We start from the raw sequence: 14,984 nt of genomic DNA, 5'->3' as shown, positions 1-14,984 counted from the left end.
TTATTCAGCCTTCTTGGCAGCGGCCTTTTTGGCCGCGGTGGATGGGGTGGCCGCTTCGGCCGGTTGGCGCGCCGCAAGGACGCTGGTCAGTTCCAGGCGGCCGGCGGCACGCAAGGCGCTGGCCTCGACGTCGAGCAGGTCGAGCTGCTGATCGACCTTCGACCAGTGGCCGCCGCCGGTGGGGAATGGCACGAGGACGGTGTAGGTTTGGCGGATGGACATGTATGAGTTTCTCCAGACGCAAAAGCGCCAAAGCCCCTCTATGGGGCTTTGTGCGGGCGAAAAAAAACCGCTTTCGCGGTGGGTGTTACTTCACGAAGTCTGGCAGTTCAGGCCAAACCAGTTTGGTGGGATCTTTTTCCTGCTGGGGGATGTCCCGCAGCGCCTTGCGGTACGCCGCTACTTCAGCTCGCTGGGCCTCAGTGACCGGGTAATCCGCCAGTTGAGTAAAGTCAGTAGCCTGCAGAAGCTGATCCCGGCGGGTACGAATGGCGGCCCATTCGATTTCAGGTGTCGGCAGCGCCAGCGGAAGTTCTGTACTTACGGTTGTATCGGTCATTTCGGTTCCTTAACTAAAAACAACGGTTTCAGCCAATGACAATTTTGTTTTCAGGTCACCCTGCTTGAACAAACGGCCATTACCCACACGCATGGTATCGATGCGCACAGTTGTGAAATAAATATTCGGAAGGAGAATGCGCATCACAATATTGCCGTTGGTATCGACATAAACAGCAGGTGTCATATTTCCGAATGTTGATACATTTTGCAGAGACCGGGTTGGCTGATAGCAATAACCTACCAGTGTCTCGTCGATAATCTTTGCGGTCCCGTAACTGTAGCCCTTGATATTGAACCAGAACATTTCCGAGTTCACATTGATATTCAAAGGCACCTGGAAATGCATATACACATTTGTGATGGTGCCCAGGTCGGTCGATACGAAATCACCCTCCACCGAAGTCCCCTGCAAGCCTCCCGTACCATAGACGTGTCCTTGCAACATATTACGGCGAAGGGTGCCTAGCGCCGCGGGGTCACCGTCAATATCTTTCTGGCTTCGCCACTCATTGAATTGAGCCAAAGCCGTGGTCATGGTGCTGTTGATGCTGCCAATTTTCCCATTGACGACAGAGGTCAAGTTATTTGCCGCCGTCACCAACGATGCGACTGTAGTTTCTAGACTCACGTTTAAAATCCTTGTGCTATTGATCAGCTTGCGCACCCAAGAACAGGTACACCCGTTGCAGACTTACTTATAAAATAAACTTCAAAAAGAACAGCCATTGCCACCTACTCTTTTTATTTGGCTTCCAGCGACATGACACGAAACATCAAATCAACATGGCGCGCCATATTGTCGATATTCGCAGTCGCAAGAGCAGTGATCTCCTCGCTTATCAAGATATTGAGGTTTTCAGCCCCCACCACCACCGTCACGCTGTCTGCCGGCAACGGCGAAATATCCAGCGTGAACTTTTGCAGCACCCGTGCAGCAGCAGCCTTGTAAGTCAGCAACTTGCCAGCCACCGAATACACCGCCAGCAGGGTGCCGCTGGCCAGGTAGAAACCGAACTCGCCGATCTCGTATTCATCCGCCCCCTCGAACAGCGCCGCCATCCGTAATTGGCGCGAGCCCAGGTCCTCGTAGTCCACGATCGCCACTCGCTGGCGCTCGTTACGCAGGGCTGTTTCCGTGCCGTCCGGGTTGTAGCGACCGGTGCCGGCGCCGATGTGAGTGATCTCACCTTTCAAGCCTTGGTTCTTTGCCGCCAACACTTCATCCAGACCGGCGGAAGTGAAGCGAACCAAGCGCGTAATGTCTTCTGTCATAGCTGCGCCCTGAGGTCGTAGTCGTTAATGGTGTAGTGCAGGGAAACCCCGGCACTGTTAAACCGAGCGCCGAGCCCGAATTCAGGCAGTGCTCCGTCAAGACAGAGTTCGCCATCGCTCAGCGGTGTATATGCAACGCAACTCATGCTCAGCGATCCGTGCAACTTGACCTCGGGCAAGGCCCCAGGCTGGCTGTCATCGCTGATGCTCAGGCCAGGATCGGCGCCAGCGGCCAGTCGCAACCCACCCGTGGTTTGATGGACGATGGTGATAGTGCCGTCGTCGCGCTCGCTCTTGGCGGCGTTGATGCGGCGTATCAAGCGATTGTGATCACCGCTGGACCAGTCGCGGACAATGATTGCCTGCACATCGAAGGTATAGGGATGCCCCTGCGGTCGCTGCTCGTACCAGGCCGCGATGTTGGGCATGAAGCCCAGGGACTCGACGGCATGACTCAATGCCTTGTTGGTCCCGGCCTGCCGCTGGATCTGCCAGGACAGCGAAACAGTCAGGCGCTTTTCGGCCTCACTGGCTCCCGCATCCCATTCGCTGACCCCGCGATCTGCCGCCAGATAAGGCAAGAAGTCCAAAGGAGTCTGGGTAGGCCTCATCAGTTCGGGAAAAGGCGGGTCCACACGTTCGAGCAAGCGGGCGAAACCGAGATCGAGGGCCTTTTCCAGCGCTGAGCTGTTGGCCGGCAGCAGGCTCAAGCGAACAGTGTCGTCACTCATAGGGTACGCACCTCCACTTCAACCTCCGTGCAATACGGCGCCTGGAAAGCCGTGGTCACGATCGGTTGCACCGGCTCGAGAATCTCCAGCTGTACCGCTCCTGCCGTATGCAGCGTGTAATCAATCCAGCTCGGATCCACCCGCCCTTCCAGGCGATGGCAGCTGTCGGCGTACGCCTGCAATTGCTGCTGCGTGGCGAGCTGGGTCAGTCCCGAATCGGGCCCCGGGTTGATCTTGGCCACCACGCGGATCTTGTAGGGCTTGATCTGTGCCGCCTGCACCGTCACCCGATCCGTTTCCGGCTTCACGTCCGGCCGGGCAAAGTGTTTGCGCACGCCTTCGAGCAGGTCCTCGGATGGGGTGCCGTCGCCTTCCCGCGAGAGCACCGTGACCTGGACTTCGCCCGGTGCGGTACGGCGCCCGTTGCCATCCTTGACCTGAGCGGCGAAACCGTCCGGGTCGAAGGTGTAGGTGACGGTCACCACGCCCGCCTCGGTGGAGTCCACCTTCACTGTCGGCCGCTCGCCGAGGGTGAAGACTTCGCGGCGGTACTGCATGCGCGAACCGGCGGCCGGCGCGTGGGGCGCCAGGTAGTAGCGCAGGCGCGCATCTTGGTCGCTTTCGTAGACCGCGGGCACCGGCGGAAAGGCCGCCGGATCGCCCGGGTCGAGCAACTGCCGCTCCAGGCCCATGTCCGCCAGCCGTGCATCGAGATTGCTGCCGGTGGCCCACCAGGCCAGCATCTGCTTGATGCGGGCGTTGTACTTGCGCTCATGGGTTTGCAGGCGCAGACAGAAGGCCTCCAGCGCCAGGGTCAGCAGCTCGCTTTCATTGGCCAGGCTGGCCTGGAGTTTCTGCGCATTGGCGGGGGAACGCTGGGCCACGTAATCGACGACGAAGGTCTTGAACTCGGCGAGCAGTGGCTCGAATTCTTCGACGGTGACAATGGCCGGCTCGGCCAACTGGTGTTCGCCAGGTATCAGCATGCTCATGTCACGACCTCGAACGTCTGTTGGCGGTTTTTCCAGGTGCCGGCGAAACGCAACAGCAACCCGGCGCCGCGCCGGCTGGCGACTATGACCTGCGGCTCGAAATCGCCGATGCCGTTCTGCTCGTTGTAGAACGCCTGCGCGGCATGGCTCTGGGCGAGGATCAGCAAGTCATCGCCGAGGTTCTGGCCCAGCAGGTCGGGAATCAGCGAGCCGTACAACGGGCGCTTCTGCCGCGTGCCCAGCGGCGTGGTCAGGGCGCGGGTCGCGCGCTGCACGAACTGCAGCCAGTCATCGACCGCGGCGCCGGTGTTTCTATCGACTCCAATCATGGGAAGCCTCTTAATCAAGGGCTGATAACGCGGCCCTGGTGTTCCACCAAGGGGCCGCTGAAGTGGATGCCGGCGCTGTCGAGCAAGATGCCCACCGCGCCCAGCCGCAGCTCGATCGCCTCTGGTCTCATCGCCAGCCGGGCGGGCCCGATGCTCAACTCGACCGCCTCGCGGGAAGCGGTGAGCGCGGTCGGGCCATTGCTCCAGCTCAAGACATGACCGGCATCGTCATAACTGCTTTGGGTGCCATCGGCGTATTGGCGGCGGGTCAGCGCGGCCAGGGTCGACACCGGTGGAAAGCGGTCGCAGTTGAGGCCGAACAGCGCCACCGACTGCGCGCCACCGTCGCCGCCACCGTAGTTGAACAGCAGGCACTGCTCGCCCACGGAGGGAATGCGCGATTCGCTTTGCGCGCCGGCGCTGGGGTTGAAGAAACGGATCGCCGGGGTCAGCAGCTCTCCGTGGCTGACCCGACAGGTGTTGCTGGCCGCATCGACCGCCTGGCACACACCGATACGGCAGTGGTTTTCCGCCCGCCGGTGCAAGTCATCGAGTTCGGTTTCCATCTCGGCCAGCCGCTCGATGATCGGGCCCAGCTGCATGCGCAGCAGCTCGTCAAACATGGCTCAGCCCTCCAGTGCTTGGTATTGGTCGGGGTCATCGATGTTCGAGACTTCCCAGGTACGGGCGAACTTCGGTATGCCGGTCGGGTCGTCCAGCAAGGGCTGCCCGAGGTACAGCGTCTGGGTGAACGACAGCGTCCAGGCCGCGTGCTGCTGCTCACCGCGAATCAGGGTCGAGGGCAGGCCCTCGAGGTTCATCGGCAAGTCGCACTGCGCTGCCGGCAGACCCCAGCGGTTATCCGTGGCCAGGTCCTTCAGCGCGCTCGCCAGATCACAAGGCTCGAACCCGGACCGCTCGGCCCCCACAGCCGCCACGGCTTGCAGCGAGACTGTCAGGACATGGGCGACACGCCCTTCCTGGCTGCGCATGCCCGGGGCATCGCGCTCGATCGCAATCAACACCCAGGCTTGATCGAGCACTCCATCAAAGTCCTGGTGACTGCCAACCTTGAGGCCAAGGCCAGCCCCTCGCAGGGTCTCGGCAATGGCGAAAAACAGCTGCGACGGCTTGTCGATGACTGTGGGCATAGAGAGGCCTCCTGTTCAGATAGCAGGGGTTGAAGTTGTGCAGGAGCGCTGCGGATGTCGCGCGAGATGGAGGAACAGCGAATGTCGATTTGGGCAGGATTCTCGATCGCCAGGTCGGCGAGCGACGTCAGGGACGGGATCGGTGATGCAACAGATGGCTCACGAGACTTCGCTGAGGTCCGGCATCACCTTCGATGGAGCCCCTGCCCTGCGAGTGATTCGCCTTGATCGAGTCAGGCGTACTTCTCATTCAGCGCATAAAGAATCGCGCAGGTTTCCACGTCCAGTTTCCCGGTGTAGTTCTTCGGCCTGAAGTGCATCTGGAACGCCCGCACCAGCGACTGGAAGAAGTCATCCGTTGCCTGGGCCGGCACGCCATAGCCGTAGGTGGCGAAAGCCTTGAGCACTTCGGCACGTTCGGGTAGTCCCGCGGCGCGGAATTGCTGGACGTATTTCCTCTTGGTCGGCTCGTCGTACCAGGCGCCAATCCCGGCTTTGTAGAGCTCTTTCCAGGGCAGCTTGGGGCCCGGATCGGATTTGCGGCCCACCGCGATATCGGAGTGGCCCACCACGTTTTTTGGCGACAGGTCCGGATAACGCTGGAGAATATTCAGGGCCAGTTGCTTGAGCGCCTCGACCTGGGAGCGTTCGTAGTCCGGGAACGTGAAGACGCCATTGACATCGGTGGCCTCATTGACGATCTCAATGCCGATGGAGGTGTCGTTCAAGCCGCTGCGACCGGCCCAGTCACTGACACCGGCATGCCAGGCGCGGTCTTCTTCGGCCACCAGGTTGAAGATTCGTTGTTCCTGGAAGCCCGCGGCCTGATACGTCGGGTCCTGCAGCGCCGGGATCAGGTAATGGGCACTCGCCGCGCCAGTGGTCAGCGCCTTGACCGATGCCTCGAAGTTCAGCGCCGTGTAATGCAGCACCAGGAAACGCACCCGCTTGTTGTAGGGCGCGAGGGTGCGGTAGCTGTTGTAGTCGATTGGGATCATGGTTTGCCTCTCTTTGAAACGGATGGGTGTACGACGCTGGGCCGTATCTGGCACCTCCCGGCCGGGAGGGTTGATTGAGTGCCGTTCAATACGAGTACGCGTCCTGCGTCAGGCGGGTAGATATCCACGTGGATAAGGCGGCAGGGTCGACTTAATGAATGAACGAATGCTTGCGGCGGTTGTTCAGGCGTCCGAACGGGGATCCTTGGGCGGCACCTCACACACACCGAGCCGCTTGGCCGCCCAGCGCTCGTAGAGCCCGATGGCCACATCGGCGCCCGCCATGGCGGTCAGGCAACCGAAGGCGCCGGCGGTCCAGATCGATACGCCAGCGGCGTACAGCAGCATGATGGTCGAGACCCCGCAGATCACGCAGGCCCCGGAGCGCAGGGCCAGGCGCCGCAGCAGCAACCAGCCGCGGGCGCCCTCCTTGTCGGCGCGCCACATTTCGCCGGACACCCCACCCACCAGGGCAAGGACGATGACAAGCCAGATGGGCATGTCCAGCAACGCTTGTTGCTCGTTTGTCATGTCACGCCTCCAGGAGTGATTGATGAGTGATGAATATTGGGTTCAAACGTTTTCTCTTGAGGTAGGCATTCCAAAAACCCCGGCACTGAAGCTGGGATTTTCAGTAATGCACTCTCAGCTCTTGGCCTGATAGCCGCTATTAATTAGAAGGGAGCTACTGGCCAGTTGATCGTGTACGGATAGTTGGGTTGGTTTTTCACTTCGCTGACAGCAATGTAGTACTGCTTGTAAGCAAGCAATGACGCTTCATCTGCTGGAGTGGCGACACCAAGATCCAACTTATACTGCAAGGGATTCAACCTCAGCCAACTAACAGCTTCACTAAGCAGACTTTCCATATGCCTAGTTACTTCATCTACATAGTCTTGATAGGTTGGCTCACTGAAAACCCACTCACCTGTCAGGTTTAAAGCCTTCCATCCCACTTGGACTGTTGTGTTACCTGTTACATCAACCCATATGCCCGTTGCACCTTCTGGATAGGTAGTGGGAGCTTCCTCAGAGTCCAAAATCTGTAGAACTTTGGGAAATGGTTTTGAATAGTCAATTCGAATGAAGGCATAACGATTCATTTGTTCTTCCTACTGGCAATTAATAGCGAATGCTGTTCTTACGTTCTGCGTACCTGCATACCCACTAACTTTCTTGAATGGGGCAGTTACATCGGGTAGGCATTCCAAAAAGCCCGGCAATCCGCTGGGCTTTTCAGAATGCGATCCTTCGCCTTCCTTTCATCCTGTGAACAAAAAGGAAGCTGACTTTTCGGCGCTACTGGCGCGGTACGAGTCTATTCAAATTGTTTTTCCGACCGCGGTCCCTGCCCGCCGGATAACTGTTCACGGTGCTTTACGCTGCACACCCGGGTCAGTTGCCAACCCTCTGAACCGTCGAGGCCGGTTCATCGCTGCCTTTGCTTTTGCCACTAAAGAGCGGTGTTGCTCGCCGCTGTCGGGCGGCTTGGAACGAATAATATGCATGTACGCATATACAGTCAATGCACAAATGCATTTATTTATGCGCGACAAATGCACCTGCGCATGAACACCGCATAAATAAAGGCGTGGAGGGTTTTCCACAGGCACAAAAAAGCCCGCTCGATGGCGGGCTTTGGCATTATGGGCTGCGGTTAACGGGCGTACATGCCCCACCAGAAGACGTGACCGAGGATGACGATCTGTTCTTCCTGCATTTCCTGGAAGCTGTAGTCCTCATCCGGATGTTCGTCGCGGTTGAAGCTACGCAGGCGAATGCCGGAAGGCAGGCGATAGAGCTGCTTCACCCGCAGCTGACCGTTGTGGTTGATGGCATACAGGTCGCCGTCGATGATGTCGCCGATACCGCACTTGCCGGCATTGACCCCCACCGTGGCACCGTCGCGCAGCACCGGCAGCATGCTGTTGCCGCGGACCGTCACGCATTTGGCCTGGTCGAACTGCACGCCATTGTGCCGCAGGCTGCGCTTGCCGAAGCGCAGGCTGGAGCGCTCGCTTTCCTCGATGACGAATCTTCCTGATCCCGCAGCCAATTCAACCTCGCGAAGAAAGGGGACCGACACCTCGTCGTCATCGACGGGGGTATCGTCGTCCCACAGACTTATGTCCTTGAGTTCCGAATGCGGATCGGCCGACCGGGCAGGAGCGACAGCCGCGCGCCCGCGCAGTTGATCAGTGCTCACTTGGAAGTACTCGGCGATCCGCGAGATGTGTTTGTCCGAAGGATCGACAATCTTGCCGCTGAGGATCCGCGAAAGGGTGGATTGAGGCACACCGGTACGCCGATGGAGTTCCGTGGGGGAAATGCCATCGCGATCGAGCAGCTCTCTTAAGACGGTAGAAACGTTGCGCTTTTGCATAATGCGCATATTGCGGGTTATTTTCGCCGACAGCAAATGCTAAAATGCATATTCATGCATAAAACACCCGAAATCCTGCCGGGTTCATCCCTGCGAAGGTCGGACCGCCCATGGTAACCTTGCGCCCATCGCGAAAAAGCCGGGCCCATGCCCTCTGCTTTTGCCCACCCTTTCAACGAATCAACCTGACGACCCGATGAATAAAGCGCTCACCGATCTGTCCTCCCACACGCCGATGATGCAGCAGTACTGGCGCCTCAAGAACCAGCACCCCGATCAGCTGATGTTCTATCGCATGGGCGACTTCTATGAAATATTCTATGAAGACGCAAAGAAGGCCGCCAAGTTGCTGGACATTACCCTGACCGCGCGCGGGCAGTCGGCTGGCCAGGCGATTCCGATGTGCGGGATTCCTTATCACGCCGCCGAAGGTTACCTGGCCAAGCTGGTGAAGCTCGGCGAGTCGGTGGTGATCTGCGAACAGGTCGGCGACCCGGCCACCAGCAAGGGCCCGGTGGAGCGCCAGGTGGTGCGGATCATCACCCCAGGGACCGTCAGCGACGAGGCCCTGCTCGACGAACGCCGGGATAACCTGATCGCGGCGGTGCTGGGCGACGAGCGCCTGTTCGGCCTTGCAGTGCTGGACATCACCAGCGGCAATTTCACGGTCCTGGAAATCAAGGGCTGGGAAAACCTGCTGGCCGAGCTGGAACGCATCAACCCGGTGGAACTGCTGATCCCGGACGACTGGCCACAAGGCCTGCCGGCGGAAAAACGCCGTGGCGTGCGCCGTCGCGCGCCCTGGGACTTCGAACGCGACTCGGCCCACAAGAGCCTGTGCCAGCAGTTCTCCACCCAGGACCTCAAGGGTTTCGGTTGCGAGAACCTGACCCTGGCCATCGGCGCCGCCGGCTGCCTGCTGAGCTATGCCAAGGAAACCCAGCGCACCGCCCTGCCCCACCTGCGCAGCCTGCGCCACGAACGCCTGGACGACACTGTGGTGCTCGACGGCGCCAGCCGGCGCAACCTGGAGCTGGACACCAACCTCGCCGGCGGCCGCGACAACACCCTGCAATCTGTGGTCGACCGTTGCCAGACCGCCATGGGCAGCCGCCTGCTGACCCGTTGGCTGAACCGCCCGCTGCGCGACTTGAAAGTCCTGCAGGCGCGGCAGACTTCGATTGGCTGCCTGCTGGATGGTTACCGTTTCGAAAGGCTGCAACCGCAGCTCAAGGAAATCGGCGACATCGAGCGGATCCTCGCCCGTATCGGCCTGCGCAACGCCCGCCCCCGCGACCTGGCGCGCCTGCGCGATGCCATGGCGGCGTTGCCGGAACTGCAAGTGGCGATGACCGAGCTCGAAGCCGAGCACCTGAGCCAACTGGCCGTGACCACCAGCACCTATCCGGAACTGGCCGCGCTGCTGGAGAAAGCCATCATCGACAACCCGCCGGCGGTGATCCGCGATGGCGGCGTGCTGAAGACCGGTTACGACGCCGAGCTGGACGAGCTGCAATCGCTGAGCGAAAACGCTGGCCAGTTCCTTATCGACCTGGAAGCCCGGGAAAAGGCCCGTACCGGCCTGGCCAATCTGAAAGTTGGCTACAACCGGATTCACGGCTACTTCATCGAATTGCCAAGCAAACAGGCAGAACAGGCCCCGGCGGACTACATCCGCCGCCAGACCCTCAAGGGCGCCGAACGCTTCATCACCCCGGAGCTCAAGGCCTTCGAGGATAAGGCGCTGTCCGCCAAGAGCCGCGCCCTGGCCCGCGAGAAGATGCTCTACGAAGCCTTGCTGGAGACCCTGATCGGTCACCTGCCGCCGCTGCAGGACACCGCGGGGGCGTTGGCTGAGCTGGACGTGCTGAGCAATCTGGCCGAGCGAGCGCTGAATCTCGACCTCAATTGCCCGCGCTTCGTCAGCGAGCCATGCATGCGCATCACCCAGGGTCGCCACCCTGTGGTCGAGCAGGTCCTGACCACGCCGTTCGTGGCCAACGACCTGAGCCTCGACGATCAGACCCGGATGTTGGTGATCACCGGCCCGAACATGGGTGGTAAATCCACTTATATGCGGCAAACCGCGCTGATCGTGCTGCTGGCCCATATCGGCAGCTTCGTGCCGGCAGCGAGCTGCGAGCTGTCTCTGGTGGACCGGATCTTTACTCGGATCGGCTCCAGTGACGACCTGGCCGGCGGTCGTTCCACCTTCATGGTGGAAATGAGCGAAACCGCCAACATCCTGCATAACGCTACCGAGCGCAGCCTGGTGCTGATGGACGAAGTGGGTCGCGGCACCAGTACCTTCGATGGTCTGTCCCTGGCCTGGGCTGCGGCAGAACGTCTCGCCCAGGTGCGGGCATACACCCTGTTCGCCACCCACTACTTCGAGCTCACCGTCCTGCCGGAAAGCGAACCTCTGGTGGCCAACGTGCACCTCAACGCCACCGAGCACAACGAACGCATCGTGTTCCTGCACCACGTGCTGCCAGGCCCTGCCAGCCAGAGCTATGGCCTGGCCGTGGCCCAGTTGGCGGGGGTTCCGAGCGATGTGATCGTCCGCGCCCGCGAGCACCTGAGTCGCCTGGAGACCACCAGCCTGCCCCATGAAGCGCCGTCTCCGGTACCGGGCAAGCCTTCAGTCCCGCAGCAAAGCGACATGTTCGCCAGCCTGCCGCACCCGGTCCTCGATGACCTGGCCAAGCTCGATCTGGACGACATGACCCCGCGCAAGGCACTGGAAATGCTCTATACATTGAAGACACGCATCTAACGCTGATGCTTTCAAGCTGTTAGAATCTCGCGCGGTTTGGGATGCTGCGGACTATTAGCCTGGTCCGCAGACTATCGCTCCCGAACCTGGCGACCCCGTCCTGAAGGGGCTCCGCTGCCGCCGCCTGAGGAGAGAATTAGAAATGACCTTCGTCGTCACCGACAACTGCATCAAGTGCAAGTACACCGACTGCGTAGAAGTCTGTCCGGTGGACTGCTTTTACGAAGGCCCGAACTTCCTGGTGATTCACCCGGATGAGTGCATTGATTGCGCGCTGTGCGAGCCTGAATGCCCCGCTGTAGCGATCTTCTCCGAGGACGAAGTTCCAGAAGAGATGCAGGAATTCATTCAGTTGAACGTTGAGTTGGCCGAGATCTGGCCCAACATCACTGAAAAGAAAGATTCCCTGCCCGATGCCGAAGAGTGGGATGGCGTCAAAGGCAAGATCAAGGATCTCGAACGCTGATTACCTCGCGTTCCCCAAAAAGGCCCGTTGCGGGCCTTTTTGCTGTTCCGGATTCACTTTTACGCAGGCAAAAAAAGGGGCGGTATGACCCGCCCACCTTTTTTCCCTAGTCCCTGTGTTCCTTTTCATCGTCCTGATGAATCGCGTCCTGCGATGTCCTGACCATCATCCTTGATGGCTGTGTCTATCCGTCGACACAGGGCTGATATTAGAGAGTTTCCATGACAGAGCAATGGCACTGACAGGTAGAAAACGTGTCGGACATTGTTCTAAACATTAAAATAAGTTGTTATAAATCAATAAGATAACTAAAAACCTCAGATCAAACGGACAACTTTCATACCGCATAAAAACCGAACACTTACGAAAGAGTCAGCCTTTACTTACATGCTCTTTCAGCTATTGAACGCGCGCCTGCCTATTTCATCTGGCTCCTATCGATTACCCAATAAAAAGCCCCGAACGTGTCGGGGCTTTTCACGGCAGGATCGCTCGTGCCGTTACTGGAACAGCGACTCGCTGGAGAGGCCGTTCTTCTCGAGGATCTCACGCAGACGCTTGAGACCTTCGACCTGGATCTGGCGTACCCGCTCTCGGGTAAGCCCGATCTCCAGGCCCACATCTTCCATGGGTGCTGCTCTCGTGGCCGCGCAAGCCGAAGCGGCGAACCACCACTTCACGCTGCTTGTCGGTCAATTCGGAAAGCCACTGATCGATGCTTTGCGACAGGTCGTCATCCTGCAGCAGCTCGCACGGATCGGTAGGACGATCGTCGGTGAGGGTGTCCAGCAGGGTTTTATCCGAATCCGGACCCAGCGAGACGTCGACTGAAGAAACCCGCTCGTTCAAGCCCAGCATGCGCTTGACCTCACCTACCGGTTTCTCCAGCAGGTTGGCGATTTCTTCAGGGGAGGGTTCATGGTCGAGTTTCTGTGTCAGCTCCCGTGCTGCCCGCAGGTAGACGTTGAGCTCTTTGACCACATGAATCGGCAGCCGGATAGTCCGGGTCTGGTTCATGATTGCCCGTTCGATGGTTTGACGGATCCACCAGGTGGCATAGGTCGAGAAGCGGAAACCGCGCTCCGGATCGAACTTCTCCACCGCCCGGATCAGACCGAGGTTGCCCTCTTCGATCAAGTCCAGCAGCGAAAGCCCACGATTGACATAACGTCGGGCGATTTTCACCACCAGACGCAGGTTGCTTTCAATCATGCGCTTGCGCCCGGCCGGATCGCCACTTTGCGACAGACGCGCAAAATGAACTTCTTCTTCCGGAGAGAGCAATGGGGAAAAGCCGATTTCATTGAGATACAGCTGCGTCGCGTCGAGCGCTCGCGTGTAATCAATGTATTTGTGTTGTTTCAATGAAGCGGAGTGTTTGGATTTGGCACGAACTGAAGGTACAGCAGATCCCTCATTCGACATCGAATCAGTGGCGATATCCGTCTCCATAAGGAGAACTTCATCGTCGATGTCAAACTCCGGCACTTCTTTACTGAGAGCCATTGTTATAGTCCTTTGGTGAGTTCGACCTCAGGCTCAAGCGACGCCTTTATCCTTGGCAACGCTGGAACCTGTTCCCTCTACGTGACGGAACAGGCTTGGTAACGGATCAACGACGTGGCAGGAATTGCAGTGGATCTACAGGTTTACCTTGTCGGCGAATCTCAAAGTGCAGTTTCACCCGGTCTGTACCAGTTGATCCCATTTCGGCAATTGTCTGTCCGACTTTGACCTGCTGCCCCTCCCGAACCAACAGCCTACGGCTGTGGCCGTAAGCACTGACGTAGGTATCGCTGTGTTTGATGATGACCAGTTCGCCGTAGCCCCTTAAGCCACTCCCGGCGTAAACCACCGTCCCATCAGACGCAGCTAAAACAGGCTGTCCCAAATCCCCGGCGATATCAATGCCTTTATTCAAACTACCGTTTGAAGAGAATTTTCCAATCAGAATACCGTTCGCAGGCCAGCCCCAGCCCTTTGGCGCGGGGCCTGCAGGCGGTAATGGAGCCGGCGCGGGCTGGCTCGCAATCGTTGGCGCAGCCCCTGCCGGACGACGAATTACCGTGGTTTTACTTGAAGAAGATGCACTGGAAGCCGACTTTGTAACCACGGCTGTCGGGGCCGAGCCCGAGCGGCCGTCGAAGCGGATGGTCTGCCCCGGGTGAATGGTGTACGGCTCGGCAATATTGTTGCGCGCGGCCAGGGCCTTGTAGTCCCAGCCATAACGGAAGGCGATGGAGAACAGGGTGTCGCCGCGACGAACCGTGTATTGCCCCGTGGTCACCGTCGGGCGCTGCGGTACCGCGCTGGTGCGATCGACGACCCGGGCGCTGCTCGACTTATTGCTCGAACAGCCGACCAACAGAGAACTCAAGACAAGGCCAATCACCAGTCGCTGAAAGCTTGTTGTACCCATACGCTGCGCAATGACTGTGAGACTCACCCGCCGCTCCCTTTGTGGTGGTTGAAGATAATTAGTGCCTGGCTCAGGCATGAAATGTCGCAAGTATAACCGGCCACCCACGCTTTATTCCCGGCAAAGCGAAATCAGCAGGCACCAGCATATCGATCAGGGTTCAAGGTTACTTAACCGATTGATCAAGCTGTAAGACCAAGCCGATCAAACAGAATTCACCCGTTCCAAACAAATGCTCAGGCCAATGGCCCGTTGAGCAAGGGAACGAAGCGAACCGAGCCGAGAACCTGCCGTGAAAACCCCTGCTCCTCACGAATGACCAGCATCAGTTGCTGCACTTCGCCGGCACCGACTGGAATCACCATCCGGCCACCGGGCGCCAATTGGTCCAGCAGGGCCTGGGGGATGTCGGTGGCGACCGCCGTCACGATGATCCCGTTGTACGGCGCCAGTGCCGGCCAGCCTTCCCAGCCGTCACCCCAGCGGAATACCACGTTGCGCAGGTTCAGCTCGACCAGACGCTCCTTGGCCCGATCCTGCAACACCTTGATGCGCTCGACCGAGAACACCCGCTCCACCAGTTGCGACAATACCGCCGTCTGGTAACCCGACCCGGTGCCGATCTCCAGCACCTTGTCCAACGGGCCAGCCGCCAGCAGCAACTCGCTCATGCGCGCCACCATATAAGGCTGCGAGATCGTCTGGTTGTGCCCGATCGGCAGGGCCGTGTCTTCATAGGCGCGATGCGCCAGGGCCTCGTCGACGAACAGATGCCGCGGTGTACGCCGAATGACTTCCAGTACCTGGGCGTTGGACAGGCCTTCATCGTAAAGACGCTGGATCAGGCGTTCGCGGGTACGCTGGGAGGTCATCCCGATACCGCGACGCAACAAATCGTCCTGTTCG

The 14,984-nt window shown here is 59.1% G+C and carries 17 protein-coding genes and 1 pseudogene; 2 read left to right on the top strand and 16 right to left on the bottom strand.

What is annotated here, in order from left to right; genetic code table 11:
• The 13 genes from C4K27_RS06030 to C4K27_RS05970 all read right to left on the bottom strand — a co-directional run bounded on the left by C4K27_RS06030 (nt 1) and on the right by C4K27_RS05970 (nt 8,426).
• On the bottom strand, nt 1-222 hold the full coding sequence (locus tag C4K27_RS06030) for a hypothetical protein (protein ID WP_053259817.1): 222 nt from the start codon (nt 220-222) through the stop codon (nt 1-3).
• A gap of 85 nt (nt 223-307) precedes the next feature.
• Nucleotides 308-559, bottom strand: coding sequence for a tail fiber assembly protein (locus tag C4K27_RS06025; protein ID WP_053259816.1), 252 nt, complete (start codon nt 557-559; stop codon nt 308-310).
• A 9-nt stretch (nt 560-568) separates the two neighbouring features.
• The gene (locus C4K27_RS06020; RefSeq protein ID WP_053259815.1) at nt 569-1,189 is read right to left on the bottom strand and encodes a hypothetical protein; all 621 of its coding nucleotides are present in this window, start codon (nt 1,187-1,189) and stop codon (nt 569-571) included.
• Nucleotides 1,190-1,302: 113 nt separating this feature from the next.
• Nucleotides 1,303-1,833: a phage tail protein gene (locus tag C4K27_RS06015; protein ID WP_053259814.1), complete on the bottom strand. Its 531-nt coding sequence runs from the start codon at nt 1,831-1,833 to the stop codon at nt 1,303-1,305.
• Entirely contained in the window at nt 1,830-2,564 is a 735-nt protein-coding gene (locus C4K27_RS06010) for a phage tail protein I (RefSeq protein WP_053259813.1), read from the bottom strand. The genes C4K27_RS06015 and C4K27_RS06010 overlap by 4 nt, the downstream gene beginning before the upstream one ends.
• Nucleotides 2,561-3,556 (bottom strand): baseplate J/gp47 family protein, encoded by a 996-nt coding sequence (locus C4K27_RS06005; RefSeq protein ID WP_053259812.1) that lies wholly within the window; start codon nt 3,554-3,556, stop codon nt 2,561-2,563. The genes C4K27_RS06010 and C4K27_RS06005 overlap by 4 nt, the downstream gene beginning before the upstream one ends.
• Complete coding sequence (locus C4K27_RS06000) at nt 3,553-3,885, bottom strand: phage baseplate protein (RefSeq protein ID WP_007924012.1); 333 nt, start codon at nt 3,883-3,885, stop codon at nt 3,553-3,555. Before C4K27_RS06000 ends, C4K27_RS06005 begins: the two co-directional genes overlap by 4 nt.
• 14 nt (nt 3,886-3,899) lie before the next feature.
• Entirely contained in the window at nt 3,900-4,508 is a 609-nt protein-coding gene (locus tag C4K27_RS05995; protein WP_007924013.1) for a phage baseplate assembly protein V, read from the bottom strand.
• 3 nt (nt 4,509-4,511) lie between these two features.
• On the bottom strand, nt 4,512-5,036 hold the full coding sequence (locus tag C4K27_RS05990; RefSeq protein WP_053259811.1) for a hypothetical protein: 525 nt from the start codon (nt 5,034-5,036) through the stop codon (nt 4,512-4,514).
• Nucleotides 5,037-5,269: 233 nt separating this feature from the next.
• Nucleotides 5,270-6,034 carry an N-acetylmuramoyl-L-alanine amidase gene (locus C4K27_RS05985; RefSeq protein ID WP_053259810.1) on the bottom strand — a complete coding sequence of 255 codons (765 nt, stop codon included), beginning with the start codon at nt 6,032-6,034 and terminating at the stop codon, nt 5,270-5,272.
• 183 nt (nt 6,035-6,217) lie between these two features.
• Nucleotides 6,218-6,565 carry a phage holin family protein gene (locus C4K27_RS05980; RefSeq protein ID WP_007924020.1) on the bottom strand — a complete coding sequence of 116 codons (348 nt, stop codon included), beginning with the start codon at nt 6,563-6,565 and terminating at the stop codon, nt 6,218-6,220.
• Between the two features lie 143 nt (nt 6,566-6,708).
• The gene (locus C4K27_RS05975) at nt 6,709-7,137 is read right to left on the bottom strand and encodes a tail fiber assembly protein (RefSeq protein ID WP_081002217.1); all 429 of its coding nucleotides are present in this window, start codon (nt 7,135-7,137) and stop codon (nt 6,709-6,711) included.
• Nucleotides 7,138-7,691: 554 nt separating this feature from the next.
• Nucleotides 7,692-8,426, bottom strand: a complete 735-nt coding sequence (locus C4K27_RS05970) for a LexA family transcriptional regulator (RefSeq protein ID WP_164486162.1) — start codon at nt 8,424-8,426, stop codon at nt 7,692-7,694.
• A 187-nt stretch (nt 8,427-8,613) separates the two neighbouring features.
• On the opposite strand from C4K27_RS05970, the gene mutS reads away from it, so the two are divergent.
• Both mutS and fdxA read left to right on the top strand, forming a co-directional pair.
• A complete protein-coding gene (mutS, locus tag C4K27_RS05965; protein ID WP_053259809.1) occupies nt 8,614-11,193 on the top strand; it encodes a DNA mismatch repair protein MutS in 2,580 nt (859 codons plus the stop codon).
• 142 nt (nt 11,194-11,335) lie between these two features.
• Nucleotides 11,336-11,659, top strand: a complete 324-nt coding sequence (fdxA, locus tag C4K27_RS05960) for a ferredoxin FdxA (RefSeq protein WP_007924025.1) — start codon at nt 11,336-11,338, stop codon at nt 11,657-11,659.
• 500 nt (nt 11,660-12,159) lie between these two features.
• On the opposite strand, the pseudogene rpoS reads toward fdxA, so the two are convergent.
• The 3 genes and pseudogenes from rpoS to C4K27_RS05945 form a co-directional block, all read right to left on the bottom strand.
• Nucleotides 12,160-13,165: pseudogene (rpoS, locus tag C4K27_RS05955) on the bottom strand (RNA polymerase sigma factor RpoS).
• A 106-nt stretch (nt 13,166-13,271) separates the two neighbouring features.
• Nucleotides 13,272-14,105, bottom strand: a complete 834-nt coding sequence (locus tag C4K27_RS05950) for a peptidoglycan DD-metalloendopeptidase family protein (protein ID WP_007924027.1) — start codon at nt 14,103-14,105, stop codon at nt 13,272-13,274.
• 209 nt (nt 14,106-14,314) lie between these two features.
• Nucleotides 14,315-14,950: a protein-L-isoaspartate(D-aspartate) O-methyltransferase gene (locus C4K27_RS05945; protein ID WP_172963011.1), complete on the bottom strand. Its 636-nt coding sequence runs from the start codon at nt 14,948-14,950 to the stop codon at nt 14,315-14,317.
• Nucleotides 14,951-14,984 lie beyond the last annotated feature (34 nt).

Origin of the sequence: Pseudomonas chlororaphis subsp. chlororaphis (assembly GCF_003945765.1) — a bacterium.
In the GTDB taxonomy this organism is placed as follows: domain Bacteria; phylum Pseudomonadota; class Gammaproteobacteria; order Pseudomonadales; family Pseudomonadaceae; genus Aquipseudomonas; species Aquipseudomonas chlororaphis.
This window is presented reverse-complemented; position numbering and strand designations above follow the sequence as displayed.